The sequence below is a fragment of the Paraburkholderia sp. WC7.3g genome (genome assembly GCF_050436345.1).
In the GTDB taxonomy this organism is placed as follows: Bacteria; Pseudomonadota; Gammaproteobacteria; order Burkholderiales; family Burkholderiaceae; genus Paraburkholderia; species Paraburkholderia podalyriae.
The window spans coordinates 206,678-223,706 of sequence record NZ_JBNDMA010000004.1; the positions used below are offsets into that span (position 1 = coordinate 206,678).

General features: G+C 62.0%; 16 protein-coding genes. 5 read left to right on the plus strand and 11 right to left on the minus strand.

What is annotated here, in order from left to right; genetic code table 11:
* Positions 1-82: 82 nt before the first annotated feature.
* From OKW43_RS34360 to OKW43_RS34385, 6 genes are all read right to left on the minus strand, one after another.
* Entirely contained in the window at positions 83-1,420 is a 1,338-nt protein-coding gene (locus OKW43_RS34360) for a GH1 family beta-glucosidase (RefSeq protein ID WP_429452808.1), read from the minus strand.
* Positions 1,421-1,479: 59 nt separating this feature from the next.
* A complete protein-coding gene (locus OKW43_RS34365) occupies positions 1,480-2,310 on the minus strand; it encodes a carbohydrate ABC transporter permease (protein WP_429452810.1) in 831 nt (276 codons plus the stop codon).
* Entirely contained in the window at positions 2,307-3,341 is a 1,035-nt protein-coding gene (locus OKW43_RS34370) for a carbohydrate ABC transporter permease (RefSeq protein ID WP_429452812.1), read from the minus strand. Before OKW43_RS34370 ends, OKW43_RS34365 begins: the two co-directional genes overlap by 4 nt.
* 129 nt (positions 3,342-3,470) lie before the next feature.
* Positions 3,471-4,718, minus strand: coding sequence for an ABC transporter substrate-binding protein (locus tag OKW43_RS34375; protein ID WP_429452814.1), 1,248 nt, complete (start codon positions 4,716-4,718; stop codon positions 3,471-3,473).
* A 153-nt stretch (positions 4,719-4,871) separates the two neighbouring features.
* Positions 4,872-5,963: a LacI family DNA-binding transcriptional regulator gene (locus OKW43_RS34380; RefSeq protein WP_429452816.1), complete on the minus strand. Its 1,092-nt coding sequence runs from the start codon at positions 5,961-5,963 to the stop codon at positions 4,872-4,874.
* A 199-nt stretch (positions 5,964-6,162) separates the two neighbouring features.
* The gene (locus tag OKW43_RS34385) at positions 6,163-7,317 is read right to left on the minus strand and encodes a porin (protein WP_429452818.1); all 1,155 of its coding nucleotides are present in this window, start codon (positions 7,315-7,317) and stop codon (positions 6,163-6,165) included.
* Positions 7,318-8,151: 834 nt separating this feature from the next.
* Between OKW43_RS34385 and OKW43_RS34390 the strand changes: the two genes are divergently transcribed.
* The 3 genes from OKW43_RS34390 to OKW43_RS34400 all read left to right on the plus strand — a co-directional run bounded on the left by OKW43_RS34390 (position 8,152) and on the right by OKW43_RS34400 (position 11,094).
* Positions 8,152-8,460 carry a BON domain-containing protein gene (locus OKW43_RS34390; protein WP_429452820.1) on the plus strand — a complete coding sequence of 103 codons (309 nt, stop codon included), beginning with the start codon at positions 8,152-8,154 and terminating at the stop codon, positions 8,458-8,460.
* 276 nt (positions 8,461-8,736) lie between these two features.
* Positions 8,737-9,759, plus strand: coding sequence for an IS30 family transposase (locus tag OKW43_RS34395; RefSeq protein ID WP_429445436.1), 1,023 nt, complete (start codon positions 8,737-8,739; stop codon positions 9,757-9,759).
* Positions 9,760-9,930: 171 nt separating this feature from the next.
* Positions 9,931-11,094 (plus strand): endo-1,4-beta-xylanase, encoded by a 1,164-nt coding sequence (locus OKW43_RS34400; protein ID WP_429452822.1) that lies wholly within the window; start codon positions 9,931-9,933, stop codon positions 11,092-11,094.
* A gap of 113 nt (positions 11,095-11,207) precedes the next feature.
* Here the strand turns inward: OKW43_RS34400 and OKW43_RS34405 are convergent, their stop codons facing one another.
* From OKW43_RS34405 to OKW43_RS34420, 4 genes are all read right to left on the minus strand, one after another.
* Positions 11,208-12,773 (minus strand): alpha/beta hydrolase, encoded by a 1,566-nt coding sequence (locus tag OKW43_RS34405; RefSeq protein WP_429452824.1) that lies wholly within the window; start codon positions 12,771-12,773, stop codon positions 11,208-11,210.
* Positions 12,774-13,020: 247 nt separating this feature from the next.
* Positions 13,021-13,236, minus strand: coding sequence for a YMGG-like glycine zipper-containing protein (locus OKW43_RS34410; RefSeq protein WP_187634688.1), 216 nt, complete (start codon positions 13,234-13,236; stop codon positions 13,021-13,023).
* An 11-nt stretch (positions 13,237-13,247) separates the two neighbouring features.
* Entirely contained in the window at positions 13,248-13,625 is a 378-nt protein-coding gene (locus tag OKW43_RS34415) for a hypothetical protein (RefSeq protein WP_187634689.1), read from the minus strand.
* A gap of 468 nt (positions 13,626-14,093) precedes the next feature.
* A complete protein-coding gene (locus OKW43_RS34420; protein WP_187634690.1) occupies positions 14,094-14,300 on the minus strand; it encodes a hypothetical protein in 207 nt (68 codons plus the stop codon).
* A 261-nt stretch (positions 14,301-14,561) separates the two neighbouring features.
* Here OKW43_RS34420 and OKW43_RS34425 point away from each other — a divergent pair, with 261 nt between their 5' ends.
* Entirely contained in the window at positions 14,562-14,972 is a 411-nt protein-coding gene (locus OKW43_RS34425) for a helix-turn-helix domain-containing protein (protein WP_187634691.1), read from the plus strand.
* A 2-nt stretch (positions 14,973-14,974) separates the two neighbouring features.
* A complete protein-coding gene (locus tag OKW43_RS34430; RefSeq protein ID WP_187634692.1) occupies positions 14,975-16,300 on the plus strand; it encodes a type II toxin-antitoxin system HipA family toxin in 1,326 nt (441 codons plus the stop codon).
* A 40-nt stretch (positions 16,301-16,340) separates the two neighbouring features.
* On the opposite strand, the gene OKW43_RS34435 is transcribed toward OKW43_RS34430, so the two are convergent.
* The gene (locus tag OKW43_RS34435; RefSeq protein ID WP_429452827.1) at positions 16,341-17,018 is read right to left on the minus strand and encodes a FadR/GntR family transcriptional regulator; all 678 of its coding nucleotides are present in this window, start codon (positions 17,016-17,018) and stop codon (positions 16,341-16,343) included.
* Between the last annotated feature and the right edge of the window lie 11 nt (positions 17,019-17,029).

Here is a 17,029-nt window from a genome sequence, read left to right on the forward strand (position 1 = left end):
CAGACCCCGCGTGACGCTATCCCACTGCCCCACTACTGTCGCGCCACGCGAGGTTCGGTGCGCCCGACGCCGTGCGCGCGCCTCAGCGCGCGGCCGCGACGCTGGCGTGTTGCGCGATCAGGTCGCGATACCACAACGCGCTGTCCTTCAGCGTGCGCTCCTGGCTCGCGTAGTCGACGTAGACCATGCCGAAGCGCTTGTCGTAGCCCGACGCCCATTCGAAGTTGTCCATCAGGCTCCAGGCGAAATAGCCGGCCACGTCGACGCCCTGTTGCACCGCGTCCGACAACGCGGCGAGATGCAAGTCGTAGAAGCGCACACGCTCGGCGTCGTGCACGCGGCCGTTAGCGAGCACGTCCTTCGCAGCGCAACCGTTCTCGGTGATGTAGATCGGCGGCAGCTTGTAGTCTGCGTTGATGCGCGTCAGCAATTCGGTGAGGCCTTGCGGATAGACTTCCCAATCCATGTCGGTGAAGCCGAGTGCGCCGGGCGGACGCTTCTCACCCGATGCGCTCGCGAAGATCCGCGTGTAGTAGTTGATACCGAGGAAATCCAACGGTGTGCGGATCACATTGAAGTCGCCCTCCAGGATCACGTCTTGAGGACCGTTCGCGCCATACCATTGCAGCGCTTCGGCCGGGTATTCGCCCTTGAACAGCGGGTCCATGTACCAGCGCACGAACTTCGCGTATTCGAGCGACGCGGCCGCGAGATCTTCCGCCGAATCCGTCGCGCCATGCGCCGGCGACTGGTTCAACACGATGCCGAGCGGCGCCTTCACGCCATCGGCGCGCAACGCCTGCACCGCGAGACCGTGCGATAGCAGCAGATGGTGCGCGACGTGCGCAGCCTTCTTCAGATCGGCGTTGCCCGGCGCGAAATAGCCGGTCGCGTTGCCGAGCCACGCGGTGCACCACGGCTCGTTGTGCGTCGCAATGGATGCGACGCGATCGCCGAGCACGCTGCCGATCTTGCGTGCGTAGTCCGCGAAGCGATAAGCGGTGTCGCGGCTTTCCCAGCCGTTTTGCACATGCTGCAGCGACAACGGCAGATCCCAGTGATACAGCGTCGCAAACGGCTGGATGTCGCGCTCGAGCAAACCGTCGACGAGGCGCTCGTAGAATGCGAGGCCCTTGTCGTTGAATGCGCCGCGACCTGCCGGCTGCACGCGCGGCCAGGCGATCGAAAAGCGATAAGCCTTGACGCCGAGTTCGGCCATCAGGTCGAGGTCTTCCTCGACGAGGTGATAGTGATCGCATGCGACATCGCCGTTCTCGCCGTTCACGACTTTGCCCGGCACGTTGCAGAACGCGTCCCAGATCGACGGGCCGCGGCCGTCCTCATGCGCTGCGCCTTCGATCTGGTAGGAACTGGTGGCGACGCCCCAGACGAAGTCTTCGTTGAATCGATACGTCGACATAGATGATGTTGTCCTGAATGGTCATGCCTGCGAGGGCGTGAAAATTGAAAGAAAGAATCTCAAGCCTTGACCGCGCCGGTCGTCAGACCGTCTATCAAACGCCGCGAGGTGAACGCGAACAGCACCAGCAGCGGCAGCACCGCGACCGCGGAGCCCGCCATCACCGCGCCCCAATCCGAATTGGTCGGGCTTTGCAGAATGCGCAGCGCGAGCGGCAGCGTGTACATCGACGGCGAACGCAGCACGACGAGCGCCGACAGAAAGTTGTTCCACGCCTGAATGAAGCTGATCAGTCCAAGCGTGCCCAGCGCCGGTCCCAGTAGCGGCATCACGATGCTCCAGTAGATGCGGAATTCGCCGCAGCCGTCGATGCGCGCCGCCTCGATCAGCTCCGACGGAATCGCCGCGGCGACGTACTGGCGCATCAGGAACACGCCGAGCGCGGCGGCAGCGCCTGGCACGTACAGCGCGCGCGGCTGATCGATCCACCCCAGCAGGTTCATCGTCATGAAGGTCGGAATCATGCTGAGGAACGGCGGCACCAGCATCGCGGTCAGCGCGATCGCGAACAGCGTCTTCTTGAAGCGGAACTCGTACATCGCGAACGCGTATCCCGCCATCGACGTGACCAGCAGCGTCAGCACGGTTTGCATCGTGGCCGTATAGAAGCTCCAGCCGAGATTGCGCCAGAACGGAATGTGCCGCATCAGCGAGGCCATGTTGTCGAGAAACGCGCTGCCGAACCACAGCGGCGGCGGCATCGAGAAGATCTCGGAGCTCGTGTGCGTCGCGAACACGAACATGAAGTAAAACGGCGAGAACATCAGCAGCGCGCCCGCCACCACGATCGCGTAGCCGAGACAACGGCCCTTGTCGTTCGACGATTTCATCGCTGTGTCTCCTCGTTCATGCCGCTGCGGTGAAAGATGCGCGTGTTCAACCACATCAACGCGCCGATAGAAATGAACAGCAGCCATGCGATCGAACTCGCGGTGCCGAAATCGCCGTCGTGGAATGCGGTGCGATACATATAGACGGCCGTCGTCAGACCGGACTGGCTCGTTCCCATGCCTTCGTTCGGCAGCAGGATGAACGGCTCTTCGAACAGTTGCAGCCCACCGATGATCGACAGCGTGACCGCGAAGAAAATCATCGGCTTGATCAATGGAATAGTGATGCGCGTGAACTGCTGCCAGCCGTTTGCGCCGTCGATGCGCGCGGCCTCGTACAGGTCCTTCGGAATGGTTTGCAATGCCGACAGATACAGCACCGTGTTCCAGCCGACATACCGCCAGAAGATCACCACCGACACCGCCGGCTTGACGTTCTTCGGGCTATACAGCCACTCGATCGGATGCACGGGGACGATCCAGTGCAAGCCGGGCAGCTTGCCGAGCTCGGCGATTGCGAGGTTGATCATGCCGAAGTCGGTCGAATACAGCGACGAGAAGATCAGCGCGATCGCGACACTCGACGTGATGAACGGCAGGAAGTACAGGCCGACCACCAGGTTGCGCCAGCGGCGAAACGCGGTTTGCAGAAAGAACGCGAGCGGCAGCGCCACCAGATGCTGCGGCACGCCGGACATGATCGCCATCGACGCGGTGTTGTACAGCGACTTCCAGTACCACGGGTCGGTCAGCGTGAACGTGAAGTTCGACAGACCCACCCACTTCATGCTGGCGAGCCCCGCTGTCGCGTCCCAGCTCTGGAACGACAGGTACAGCGAAAACAGCAGAGGGAACGCCATGAACAGCGCGAACAGCAGAAAAAACGGACCGAGAAACAGGTAGGGCGCGACCTTCACCGGATCGAGCCGCGAAGCTTTGCGCGGCGCGGCGAACGGTGGGGGCGAGCTCAACACACCGCTCGCGTGCGCGTCGCGGGCGACCTCTTCGGTCGTGGGTAGGGGAGTGTTCATCAATAGTTCCGTCCAGTCGGGCGTGGCCGCGGTCGATCACCGGCCACGCTGTTTGCAGCAGACTTGCAGCGCATCGCGGCACACGCCGGTCGCGGCATGCAGCGTGCCGCGACCTGGCATCGACATCGCTTAACGACGGACCCGGTGCGCGATCTGGTCCTGCGCTTCCTGCAGCGCGGTATGCACGTCTTCGCCGTCGTCGACGACCTTGTCGAGCGCCGAGTGCACCGCTTCCTCGGCGACCTGGTCATACTTGCTGCGCTGGATCGCCGGGATGTGCGAGGCCGCATCGCGCCAGATCAGACGCGCTTTCTCGTTGCCGAGGAACGTGACCGGCTCCGCGAAGAACGTATCGTTCTGCGCGGCGAGCAGCGCGGGGAATGCGTCGATCGAACGGAACGATGCGAGCTGCGTGTCCTGGCGCGTCGTCAGGAACTTGATGAATTCCCACGACATCGGCTTTTGCGTCGCTTTCGCCGGAATCGAGTAGAACGTGCCGCCGAACGATGCGTACGCGTTGTTCGGCAGATTGGCCGCGCGCCACAGACCCTTCGTGTCCGGGGCGATCCACGACGACAGGTGACCACCGAGCCACGCGCCCATCATCTGCGTCGAGACGGTCCCGCGCTTGAAGCTTTCGGCCCATTCGTTCGACCAGGGCGTGATCTTCGCGTCGAGACCGAGGTCGCGTGCTTTCTTCGCGAGCTCGAACGCCTTCACGAAACGCGGCGACGTGACGACCGGATTGCCGGCCTTGTCGAAATACACGCCATCGCCTTCCTTCAGGTCGGCGCGAATGTAGATGTCCTCGATGTCGCGCGACGATGCCATCAGGTACGCGCCCGTCGCCTTCTTGATCTTCGCGCCGGCCGCCAGATACGAGTCCCACGACTTCGTCAGGTCGGCTTCGGTCACACCCGCCTTGTCGAGGATGTCCTTGCGATAGAACAGCGTGCCGGGACCGATGTCAGCCGGCATGCCGACGATCGTGCCATCCTGCGTGGTCGCCTGCGCGAACGTGTAGTTGATGAACTGGCTCTTGTACTGGCCGGCGTTGTACGGCGCCTTAGACAGATCTTCGAGACCGCCGCCCGCGGCGAAGCGGCCGATAAAGCCGACCTCGACCGCCATCACGTCGGGCAGATCCGAGTTCGTCGCGAGCGCGGTGGTCATCGCATTGTGGTGATCGGCGATCGCCAGCGCCGACACCTTGATGTCGACGTCCGGATGCAGCTTCTTCCACGCCGGAAGCGCGTCCTTGATTTCCTGATCCAGCTTCGGAAAGACCGCGACCGTCAACGTGGTGTTGGCATGCGCGCCGACTGCGGCCAAGCTGAGCAGAACGGCGGCGGCAGAGCCTGAAAAGCGGAATTTCATTACTCGTCTCCTGAAGAACCCTGTTTGAATTGCATTCGATGACTAACGGTTGCTGCGACCTACTTCCCCTGTTGTCTTTTGTTGCTGCTTTGCTTGCTGCTTGTTGCTTGCTGCTGCCTGAAAGCGCTTTCACGCCAGGGCGAAAAAAAACCGCTACGTACGCGTATCTCCCCGCTTGAGCGGCGGCGTTATGCGTCGCGTCGTTTCGCGCGTCACGAGCGTGAGCGGGATCGGACTGAGCGCGATCGACTGCTTGCGGATCATCTGCACGATGCCCTGCGCGGCGAGGCGGCCGATTTCATAAGTCGGCTGGCGCACCGTCGTCAAAGGCGGCGTCATGTACGACGAAGTCGGCAGATCATCGAAGCCGACCAGCGACACGTCGTCCGGCACCCGCACGCCGCGGCGGAACATCGCGAGCCGCGCGCCGTATGCGGTCTGATCGTTCGCGCAGAAGACCGCGCTGAACGACGGATGGCGAGCCATCAAACGCTCCATCGCGGCGGCGCCGCCCGTTTCGAGGTAATCGCCCTGCTCGACGAGATCCGCATCGAAGCCGATGCCTGCTTCCTCTAGCGCGCTCCGGTAGCCCTCCAGGCGCTCGATCGCATCGTCGTGACTGGCCGGCCCGGCGATGAACGCGATCTCGCGATGGCCTTGCTCGATCAGATGACGGGTCGCGTCGCGCGCACCCTGCATGTTGTCGATCGGCAGGCCCGCGAGCGTCGCGCTGTTTTGTACCGAGCGGCCGAGCACGAGCATCGGCGCGTGCCGCGAGTAGTCGGTCAACGTCGGCTCATCGAGTTGCGCGTGCAGCAGGATGATTCCGTCGACGCGCCGCGCGATGAACTGCTCGAGGCGTGCCTTTTCGTCGTCGATGTTCCAGCGGCTGCTGACAAAAATCGGCGTAAAGCCCGGCTCGTACAGCGCCTCTTCGATGCCACGCAGCCACTCGGCGTAAAACGGGCTCGACACCGCCTGCGTCAGCACGCCGATCGTCTCGGTCCGGCCGCTCGCGAGACTGCGCGCGAGCACGTTGGGCCGATAGTTGAAACGCGCGATCGCCTCTTCCACCGCCTGCTGCTTGGCGGGAAGCACGCGCGCAGAACCGTTCAGGATCCGCGATACGGTGCTCGGAGAAACACCGGCCGCACGCGCGATGGCTTCGAGCGTCACGTTGGGCGCAACCGGTAAGTGGGGTACCTTGGGCGCGCCGGGTTTGTCGTTTGAGCCGTCGTCGGTCATGAGTTCTGCCTGAATCCTGTGTTGAAAGCGCTTTCAAATACGAACAAGCGCTATGCGTCCGGTAAAGAGTCCGAAAAAAAGAAAAAACAGCCGATGCGACGAGGGTGGAGGAGGCGTCGCACCGGCCTCTCTATGAAAGAGAAATAAACAGTCCTTGAAACAAAGAGATCACTGCGATTGCTGATCAGGCAACCTCAACTCAGAACGAGGTCATGATCCCGGCGAAAACGCCGGTCTGGCTATGACCATAGTTCGGGTTGCTGTTCGACGACGTACCCGTCACCGGATTGAAGTTGTTGTTGCCGTACGGCCCGTTGCCGAGGTTCAGGTTCGACGTCGAGCTGTTGTGCACGTAGCCGGCTTCCGTGTACACGAACGTGCGCTTCGACAGCGCGTACGTCGCGGCAAGCGTGAACAACGTCGCGTTGCCGTTGCCGTTGTTCGCGTTCGCGTGATAGACCGCACCCGTCACTGCCGTGGCCGTCGTGACCTGCCATGCGGCGCCGAACCATTCGTGGTTCACGCTCGTCGGCGCGCTCACGCCGAGCGGCTGCGATGCATCGCTCACGCCCACGCTGGCGTTCGTCGCGTCAGGCGCGCTCAGGTGCTGGTAACCGGCATACAGCTTCACCGGACCGATCACGTACGTGCCGCCGACAAGGGCCATCCGCGAAGCCGAGTAGACGTTGTTGAATGAGCCGTTGGCGCCACGCACTTCGTCATAGATCACGCGGACATCGCCGTTGCCCCACGTATAAATGCCTTCGACCGCGTTCGTACGGCCCTGGCCGGTCGGCACGCCAGCCGAGTTGACGGGCGCCGAGTTCCAGCTCGTGTTGTTGGTCAACGAATACTGGCCCTTCAGCACGAGGCCGCCGAACAGCACCGGCGAGTTGTACTCCGCGCCGTTGCTGGTGCTCGTCCAGTTGCGGCCGCGCACCAGTGTCGAAATCGCGTAGCGCTGCATCACCTGCGGGTCGGTGCCCCAGCTGTCCTGCGCCAGTTCGCCGGCGCCGAGGTTACCGATCTTGAACAAACCCCAGTGGTCGTTCGTCAGGCCCACCGTCGCGTGGCGGCCGAACAGATTGCCCGCCGATGCACCGGTCATCGTGTTGAGCTGTCCTTCGAGCTGGAAGACCGTCTTCGTGCCGCCGCCGATATCTTCGGCGCCCTGCAAGCCGAACCACGAGCAACCCCAGTCGCCGCTTTGGGCTGCCCACGCGTGGCCGCCCGGGAGGCCGGTTTCAAACTGAATGCCGTTATCGATACGGCCGTACAACGTGACGCTGCTCTGGGCATGGGCCACCGTCGTCACAGCTGCCATCAAAGACACAGCAATAAGCTTCTTATCCATTTAGATATCCTATATATATTTTGGCGTCTCCAAGCCGCTCAGGACGCACGCGTTCTCACACGTTTCCCCTCTTGCCGAAATGCTTGCTTCACATTTCGAGGCGATTATAGGGATGGACCTTGCGCCGCGCATCGAACTAGCGGCTCAGGGAAAACGCTGTTATCGATAACAGTTGCGCGCCGTTCGATCCCGCAGTAGCACCCTGCTTTGTGACCATTCCGTGATGGTCACAAGCGCCGGAAACACGTTTGAGTCCACACACCGAAACGATGCTCGAATGCCGTCCCGCGTCGCTCAGCGCTTGCTTAAGAGGGGAAACTCGCCCAAATGCAAGAAAAAAATCGTGCTTGATGTTGTGAAGACACAACGACCTGCCTCGCTTGCATGGCCGGTTTCAGCTTGACGAACCAGCGTCGGAGCCGCCAGCAGGCGCGGACATTAGCGACTATCATCAATGCATACGATGCCGGGCAACGAGCCGGGCTCAGCCGCGTAGCAGGCTGAGTGCGGGACTGCCAGCGCATCGGTCTGGCTCTCGCGCTTCAACACGAACGCTCCAGCCAGCTCCCAGCCCTCGGCTCTCGCTGTTCGCCCGCCACGCCGCGCACGCGACGTCCCGCTCGAACACGCTGCTCTTGCCGACTTTTCTACGGGCGACGGCACGACCGCCCATCGCCCGACCGGCAAAACCTCGACGCGCAGGCGCGACAATCGCGACGCACGCAGTGGAAAGAGGATTTTGTCCGACGCCCTTCCGTGCCCTCGCATCGAGTGGGATCGGAAGATTTGCCGGCGGAACTTGCTGGCACACCTTGGTACTTGTCAGGAGGTATCGTGAAAACAGCCCTTGTTTCTACACTCGCGTTGCTCATTTCAAGCGCAATCGCGCCGGGGGCCCATGCCCAGGCGTCTCGGGCGACAGACCAAGAACTCGCCCATAGCGTGCGCGTCGCCGAGGCGCGTAGCGGCGTCGGGATGTCACATGTGTTTGTCTTTGCGCACTCGGGCCAGGTCACGCTGGTCGGATGGGTGCCGGAGCGGGAACACGTTGCTCGTGCCGAACAGAGTGCGATGTCGGTGCCCGGCGTCACTTCGGTGGACAACCGGCTGTCACCCGACGGCGGCTCGTTGAACGGGCATTGAAATCAGGCTGAATCGCCGCGCGGACGACGATCGATGCATTCCGCGCGTTGAAGGGCTTCGGTTTCCCTGTCTCGCCAGTTGTGGTTGAGTGACTGGCGTTCTGTTCCGCGCAGTTCGTGGCGCGTACGGTCGCTGCAACCTCCATCTGAAAGCGCTTTCAAATCCACGTCGGATCCACTCGGTCGACCCGACGCTCATTCCCTTGCATCGTCTCTTTGATATGTCAGGGCGCGATCAAATTTGAAGTGCAACACCTTGCTCGTGTAAGGTGTGCCAATGCAAAAAAGAAGTTACCAACAACTGCAGCCTGAAGAACGCATGACGATTGCAAGCATGAAGCAGCAGGGTTCGAGCGTTCAGGTCATCGCCCGAACACTCGGGCGCGCGGCGTCAACCGTGAGCCGCGAGCTGACCAGGAACACGTGTTCTGCCGTGGGCTATGCGTCTGCACCAGCGCAGGCGCTCAGCACGAGCCGACGCGAGGCTGCGCGCCCGTGTCCCAAGCTGCACCCTCAAAGCGTGTCGTGGCGCGTGGTACTCACCCTGCTGGAATGGAAGTGGTCGCCCCAGCAGATCTCAGGTACCCTCAAGCGCATGTGGCCCAACGATCCGACCCAGCATGTCTCGCACGAGACCATCTACACCGCCATCTATGCCCAGCCACGCGGCGAGCTGCGCCGCCAGCTTATCGCCTGTCTGCGCCACGGCCACAGCACGCGTATGTCACGCAAGCGGGGCACTGACCGGCGCGGCCAGATCCCCGACATGGTGAGCATCCATGTGCGCCCGCCTGAGGTCGATGACCGGGTGATGCCAGGCCATTGGGAAGGCGACTTTATCAAGGGTGCCGGCAACCAGTCTTCCGTCGGCGTGCTGGTTGAGCGCACCAGTCGCCTGGTGCTGCTGGCGAAGATGGACGACGCCACCGCCGCCTCGGCCCTGGCCGGCTTCACTGCGAAGCTGAATTCGATCGCTGCGCCCCTGCGCCAGAGCTTCACTTACGACCAGGGCAAGGAAATGACCCGCCATCAGGAGCTCAGCGCCGCCACCGGCGTGCGCGTGTACTTCTGCGATCCGCACAGCCCCTGGCAACGCGGCACCTGTGAGAACACCAACGGGCTGCTGCGTCAGTACTTGCCAAAAGGCACCGACCTCTCGATCTACAGCCAGGACGAACTCGATGCCATCGCCGACAGCCTCAACAGCCGACCGCGTGCTACGCATGCATTTCATTCGCCATTCGAGGTGTTCGAACGTATGCTCGCAACCGCTTCCATAACTTCAGCTTCCGTTCATTAACCCGCTGTTGCGCTTCACCTTTGAAACCGCCCAGGTAAATCCCTCATGGCGGGACCGAGGTGCGTTAGTTAGCATTCCGCGTTGTTACCGATAACGTTACGGGTAGTTAGAAGAACACCCGAACCGCATTCCATCGTAAGGAGACCAAGGGTGGGGCCTTTGAGAACTTCGATGCGCAGGCTCTGCGCAGCCGGCGCCGTTTGCGCGCTCGCATGGACCGCGGGCTGCGCGCACAACCAGGCGAGCACCGCTCAAGACGGCCCGCCGCTCGCCGCGGCGCCCGCCGAAGCGCTGCCGCCACTACGCAATGTGATGACCGAGCACTTCAAGGTCGGCACGGCGATCGAGCCTGATTCGATCGATAGTCCCGCCGACGCGGCGCTCATCGCCGCGCATTTCTCGAGCCTGACCGCCGAGAACAAGATGAAGCCGGGGACGATCGGCGTCGCGCAAGGAAAGTACAATTTCCAGCCGGCCGACAGGATCGTCGCGTTCGCGCAGGCGCACGGCATCGCGGTGCGTGGCCACACGCTCGTGTGGCACTTCAAAGCCGGCGACTGGACTGAGGCGCCGGACTGGTTCTTCGCCGGCGATCCGAGCGAACCGCACTATCACGACATCGTCGCGAAACGGCTCGATCGATATGTAACCGACGTCGTTACACACTTCCGAGGCAAAGTCTATGCGTGGGACGTTGTCAACGAAGTGATTAGCGACGACCCGCATCAGCTATATCGCGAAGACAGTCCGTGGTATCGCGCGCTCGGCAAGGACTACATCGCGATCGCATTCCGCGCGGCGCGCGCGGCGGACCCGGGGGTGAAGCTCTATATCAACGAGTACAACACCGACGATCCGCGCAAGCGCGCGAAGCTGTTCGCGGTGATCCGCGATTTGCGTATACAGGGCGTGCCGATCGACGGTGTCGGGCATCAAATGCACATCAGCGTGAACTGGCCACCGCTGTCGAACATCAAGCAGGCATTCGACGACGTCGCCGCGCTCGGCCTCGAAAATCAGATCACCGAACTCGACGTCAGTCTCTACACCGATCCGGGTGAATGCTGGAGCAATCCGCATGCATGTCTGCCGGACCTCGGCCATCCGGTGCCGAACGACATCATGCGCGCGCAGGCCGAACGCTATCGCGCGGTGTTCGCTCTGTTCGAGCAGGAGTCGAGCATCAAGGCGGTGACGTTCTGGGGCTACTCGGACAAGCACACGTGGCTGACGTCGACGCCGGTGCCGCGCAACAACCTGCCACTGCCGTTCGATGTCAACCTGAAGCCGAAAGCGGCGCTGTGGACGATCGTCGATTCGGCCTATCAGCCGTAACGTCGATCTTCGAGCCCAAAAGCAGATGGCCCGCGGTAGTGGGCGGGCAATCTGCTTACATCTCGCGAAGGCGGCTGAGCGATTGCCGTCAGCTCGATCAAACGATCGACATCTCAAGGCTCGTCGGAGCCGACTTGTTCGAGCGCGTTCAGATCATCAGCGAAATCGTCGGGCTGACCATCCGCGGTTTTATGCGTGCGCGGCGGCGACTTGACGACCGGCGGCGGCATCTTGCCGATGCCTTCATCGATACGCTGCAGCAGATACGGGAAAAACGGATTCGACGCGATGCGGAACATCGAGTCGAGCGTCAGAATCAGCGTGCCGCGTTCGCCGCGCGGCGCGAGCGTGCCGAGGTTCTCGTTGAAGTTTTCCGAATCGTCTGGCGCGATGCCGTACAGCGCGTCGGTGATCGGGAATGGAATCGCGACATGCGACAACGAGAAAATATCCTGGGGATAATCGATGTCCAGCGGTCTGACGCGCGTTTGCACTTCGCCCGCATAAACACTGCGCTCGACGGTATGCGCCGAGTCCGGCGACACGTTGGCGATCACCGTCGTGCGGTAGTTCTGCGGACCGGTGCGCAGCAGTCGCGAGAGCGCCGTGTACGACGCGACGCGCAGAAAGGTCCTGAAGCGCACGCTGCGGTTCACGTCGAACAGCACGACTTCGCTGCCGTTTTCAGGCAGCTTGTCGTAGAGCGACGACATCACCGCGGGCGTGCTCACCGTGAAATCCGTCACCGACTGGAAGGTCAGAATGGGCGGCAGCGTATCGAGCCGGTTCTCGCGCTCGAGCCGCGTAATCTGTTCCTGAATCACGCTCGTGAGGAGATAGGACTGCCGCGCGCCATTTACAGGAAACGAGTTGTACTTGAACGGATTGAACTCGGGGACGACGCCAAGCCACGCGGCGCCCGCGAAGGCCGGCAGCACTGCGGGCAATCCTGCGAGACCGGCAAAACGCGCGTAACGCGTGACGCCGATCATCGGTGAGATCAGCACGACGCGCGTCGGACGTGCGAGCGCGGGACTCTCGACCGCGTCGAGCGCGTATTGCAGCGCGAGCGCGCCGCCATTCGAAAACCCGACCAGTTCGATCGGCTTACCCGGCCCCACGCGACGGCGCGCTTCGCGCACTGCGAGCCGCGTGGCGGCGGTCCAGTCCTGCCAGTGCACGTCGGTGAGCCCCGCGGGCACCGTGCCATGTCCCGGCAAGCGAATGCCGATCGCGACGAAACCGCGATCGCGATAACGGCGCGCGATATGCCGCATACTGTACGGCGCATCCGTCATACCGTGCAGCAATACGACGGCGCCGACGGGCGGCCCCGACGGTTCGAGAATGTACGAGTGATTCCAGTTTTCGGCGAAATGCCACGGAAAGATCGGCGAGCCCTCGTAATAACGGTTCGCCGGAATGCGCTCGGAAGGCCGCAGCTTTTCGACGACATTGACGCGCACGTCTTCGAAAATCCGGTTTTCCGCCTTGATGTACGTGTTCCAGTCGGCGGTGTCCATTTCCTCGACGGTCAATTCGCGGGGCACATAGGTGTGCCATACCGACAGTTCCGGTCCGCGCTGCGAATACCACGCGCGCAGGCCGAATGCGAGCACCGCCAGCAGCACCAGAACCCATGCACTTATCTTTATTACCTTCACTGACGTGCGCAGCATTCGTGTTCTCTTGATGAGATGAAGGTTGCACCGCTCGCAGGCTGTGAGGAAAGCGGCACGGAATTCTTGAGGCGTCGCGGGAATGGTGACGTGCCCGATGCAAGAACGATCCTTCAGCAACGCTTCCGAAATCGCCTCGACCGACGACCCTGCGACGCCTGACCGAGGCCACATTGGCCGCCCGGTTCAGTAAAGAAAAGCCGGGGCGTCACCCGCGTCGCGCCTCGGCCTTGCCTGCATGCATTAACTAACGGCCGCGGATATTGCCGGCCACGCCGCCCGCCGCGCCGCCGATGATCGCGCCGGTCCATGCGTCGCCGCCGGAGATCGCCGCGATGCCCGCGCCCGCACCCGCGCCGAGTGCCGCGCCGCTCATCGTTCCTTGCGCCTGCGGGCTCATGTCCGTGCAACCGATCATCGCAGCCAGCGCGCCAATACTGACAATCCACCCAAGTCGTTTCATGATCGTTCTCCTTACTGATTTTTCTTCAGGCCGGGCACGACCATCTGGAACCAGAGGGTCTCGATCACCGGGTGCTGGATCATCGTGGGATTGGCGGCGTAGTAGCCATCGAGGCCTTGACGGACGCTGTCGAGCGTCTGGCCCTGCATGCCCTTGCCGAAGCGCTGCGCGATGTCATTGGTGTTCGCCATGTTGCCGGCATAGGCGCGCTCGATGTCGATCACATTCGAGATACCGACCAGATACGCTTTCTTCTGCTCATCGGTCGACTGCATCCATTGCTGTCCCGTGACGATTGGAATGCTTTCCGCACGCGCGACGTTGCCGATCATTGCCAACGACAGAAAAGTCAGAGATAACAGCGTTCGCCATTGTGGTTTGATTGCCATCGCATACTCCAGGGAAGTTATGTTCACCAGCGGCCCGCCGGCGACCGCATCCGGCGGCGTCGATCGCGCTATTTGGAAGATTGGTCTCTGGGTCTCGTCGAATCTCCTTTCCGGTTCAACGCTCGGCGTGGTTCGTCGGTTCGGGTTCTATTGGCATTGGGTTGCATCAGCGAATAGACACCTTGATGACAGAAGGGTCTCGCGACGGATTGGAGTGATTTTCGCCCCTGCTGTATGCGCGCAACGACTGGACTCATGCGGGCCTCGCCACGTCAGACACGGTATAAAGTCTACAGCCTTTTCGGTAATTTCCAAGCTCATTTCCGCTCGATGCACGTCACGTGACATTTGTGTCAAATAGCATTCGGCGTGTGAAAGGAAGCGATGCAATGCGCGTAAACACTCATCAGTTATCCGCTTCTCGATGAGCGCTATTGATATTGCTATCGATTGCTCGTCGACGACTATTCAGGGTTCTGTCTGTGAATCCGAGACATGTTTTTCTGACTGAATGACTGGCTTCCTGATTAGGTCGTCAATTGATAACGATTCGAATTTGTCTTTTTCCGGTCCAGGCGTTTCTTGTCTGGTAGCAGTACCAACCAATAGTGAAACAAATGCGATTTTTAATTGATGCGCTTGTCCATCATCTTTACGCTGATCGAGTGGGCTCACACCTTCGCCTGTCGCCGAACGGCCCTCGGTCGATCGCACTTTGCTGACGACGGATGGCTGCGCAGCAGCGAAGGGTTGTGTGAGGGCGGGCGGACGGTTAGTTGCGTTACTGACGCGGATAGCCGGACACCATTTCGAACGTGCCCGGTGCTGATCATTGACAGTCTTTAGCTTGTATTTGTCGAATACAGCGTATAGACTGTATCCGCCTTCTACAGGCTTTGATCTGTTACGCCGACGAAGCCGAACCGGAGATCGACCGTGGACTACGCCATCAAAACACTGAGCCAGCTCAGACCGATCCTGCAGGGCTTCAGGAAGGCCGCCGCCCTCACTCAGGCCGCGATGGCCGCGCATCTCGGCGTCACGCAACAGACCTACGCGCAACTCGAAGCGAATCCGGCGGCCGTCAGCGTTGAACGGCTCTTCAGAGTGTTGCGGGTCTTGCAGGTCGATCTGAAGCTCACGCAAAGCGAACCGGCACAAAGCGTTGCCACGGAAGACGTCGCGCCGCCGCCAAACCGCACCCGGTCCCGCCGCGCCGAGCCGCAAGCATCGGGCACTGGGGCCAAAGCCGCCACACCCACCCGCGCCGCCCGCAAGCCGAATGCGGTCAAACCGGTCAAGGTTACGAAAGCCGCCAGCACCAGCAAGAAACGGGAGGACTGGTAAGCATGGCGCGCAGCACACCGAACCGCCTGAACCTGTGGATGAACGGCTTGCAGGTCGGCTGCTGGGAAACGACGCGCAGCGGCGAGCGTCTGACCTACCTCGACGAATGGATCGACGATCCACAAGGACGGCCGCTATCGCTGTCGCTGCCGTTCACGCCGGGCAATCAGCAGTATCGCGGTCAGATCGTCGCCGACTATTTCGATAACCTGCTGCCCGACAGCGAACCGATCCGGCGTCGCATCGCCGCGCGCTACCGAACCGGCAGCACGGCGCCGTTCGCGTTGCTCGCCACGCTCGGACGCGACTGCGTCGGCGCGCTGCAACTGTTGCCGCCAGACGAAGAACCGAGCGATCTGATGAGCATCCACGGCCGCGAACTCGGCGACAGCGACATCGCCGCACTGCTGCGCGGTACGACGTCGGCGGCGCCGCTCGGGCAGCACGATCCGCTCGAAGACCTGCGTCTGTCGATCGCCGGCGCGCAGGAGAAAACCGCCCTGCTTCGTCATCGCAACCGCTGGCTGCTGCCCGAAGGCAGCACGCCGACCACGCACATCTTCAAGCTGCCGCTCGGACTCGTCGGCAACATGCGCGCCGATATGCGCACGTCGGTGGAAAACGAATGGCTTTGCTCGCAGATCGTCGCGGCCTATGGGCTCCCCGTCTCGGAGTGCGAAATCGCGCGATTCGACGAGCAGAAAGTATTGATCGTCGAGCGCTTCGATCGCCGTTTGTCGAGCGACGCCACGTGGATCGTGCGTCTGCCGCAGGAGGACATGTGCCAGGCCACCGGCACTTCGGCGTTGCACAAATACGAGTCCGACGGCGGTCCGGGCATCGAGGCGATCATGGAGATACTCGCGGGGTCCGCACGCGCGGCGACGGACCGGCGCAATTTCTTCGCGACGCAGCTGGTCTTCTGGATGCTCGCCGCGACCGATGGCCACGCGAAGAACTTCAGCATCGCTCATCTGCCCGCCAATCGATACGAATCCACGCCGCTTTACGACGTGCTGTCCGCCCATCCGATCATCGGCGGTGGCGCGGGCCGCCTCGCGGCGCAAAAAGTGAAACTAGCGATGGCGGTTCGCGGCAAAAACGTCCATTACCTGCTCAATCAGATCCAGCGCCGGCATTGGGTGGCCGAAGGACAGCGGGTCGGCTTTTCCGCCGCTGATGTCGATTCGCTGATCGATGAGTTGACCGCGCAAACAGAGACGGTGATCGACACAGTCTCGTCGCAATTGCCCGCCGACTTTCCGCTGGATGTGGCCGATGCGGTATTCGATGGCATGCGCCGGTTGAACCGAAAGCTTGCCCAGTAAATCTCAATCATCCTGATCGAGGCGCGGCATCACGGCAAGCTCACGCACGCCGCACGCCCGCTCCATCGGTCTTCGCCGACGCGCGCCACTGCACGCTCAGCAGATGCTCACGCATGCATTGCGCGGCCGCGTCCGCATCGCGCGACTTCAGCGCATTCACGATCGCCTGATGCTGTTGCGCGAAAAACTGCCGCGTCTGCTGCGCGGAGGTTTTCTCGCGAACCTCGGGTTTCACGCGGATGCCGTTGATCACTTCCATCAACGCGATCAATGCGGGATTACGCGTGGCATGGCCGATCAGCAAATGAAAGCGGTGATCCCATTGCTGCCACTCGTCGTCATTTTTCGCGGCGGCGTTTTTGCGTGCGCATTTCTCCAGCTCCTGCAGATCGTCGCCGCTCGCTTTGGTCGCGGCCAGCGCAGCCAGCGCCGGCTCGAACATCAGCCGCATTTCGGCGATATCGGCAGGGCTCGCGCCCGCGCGCAAGCCACGCAGCGTCGGCGCGAACTTCAGTGGCCGCGCGCCCAGATAGGTGCCGCGGCCGACACCGCGCCACACACGGCCCGACGCCTCGAACGAAGCGAGCGCCGCGCGCAGTTCGCGACGGCTCACGTTCAGTTCTTCGGCGAGCTTTCTTTCGGGCGGCAGCGCGTCTCCGTCCTTCAACTGATGCTCGGCGATGTAGTCGAGCAGCGCATCCCGTACCGGTTTTTCCATGTCGTTCACCG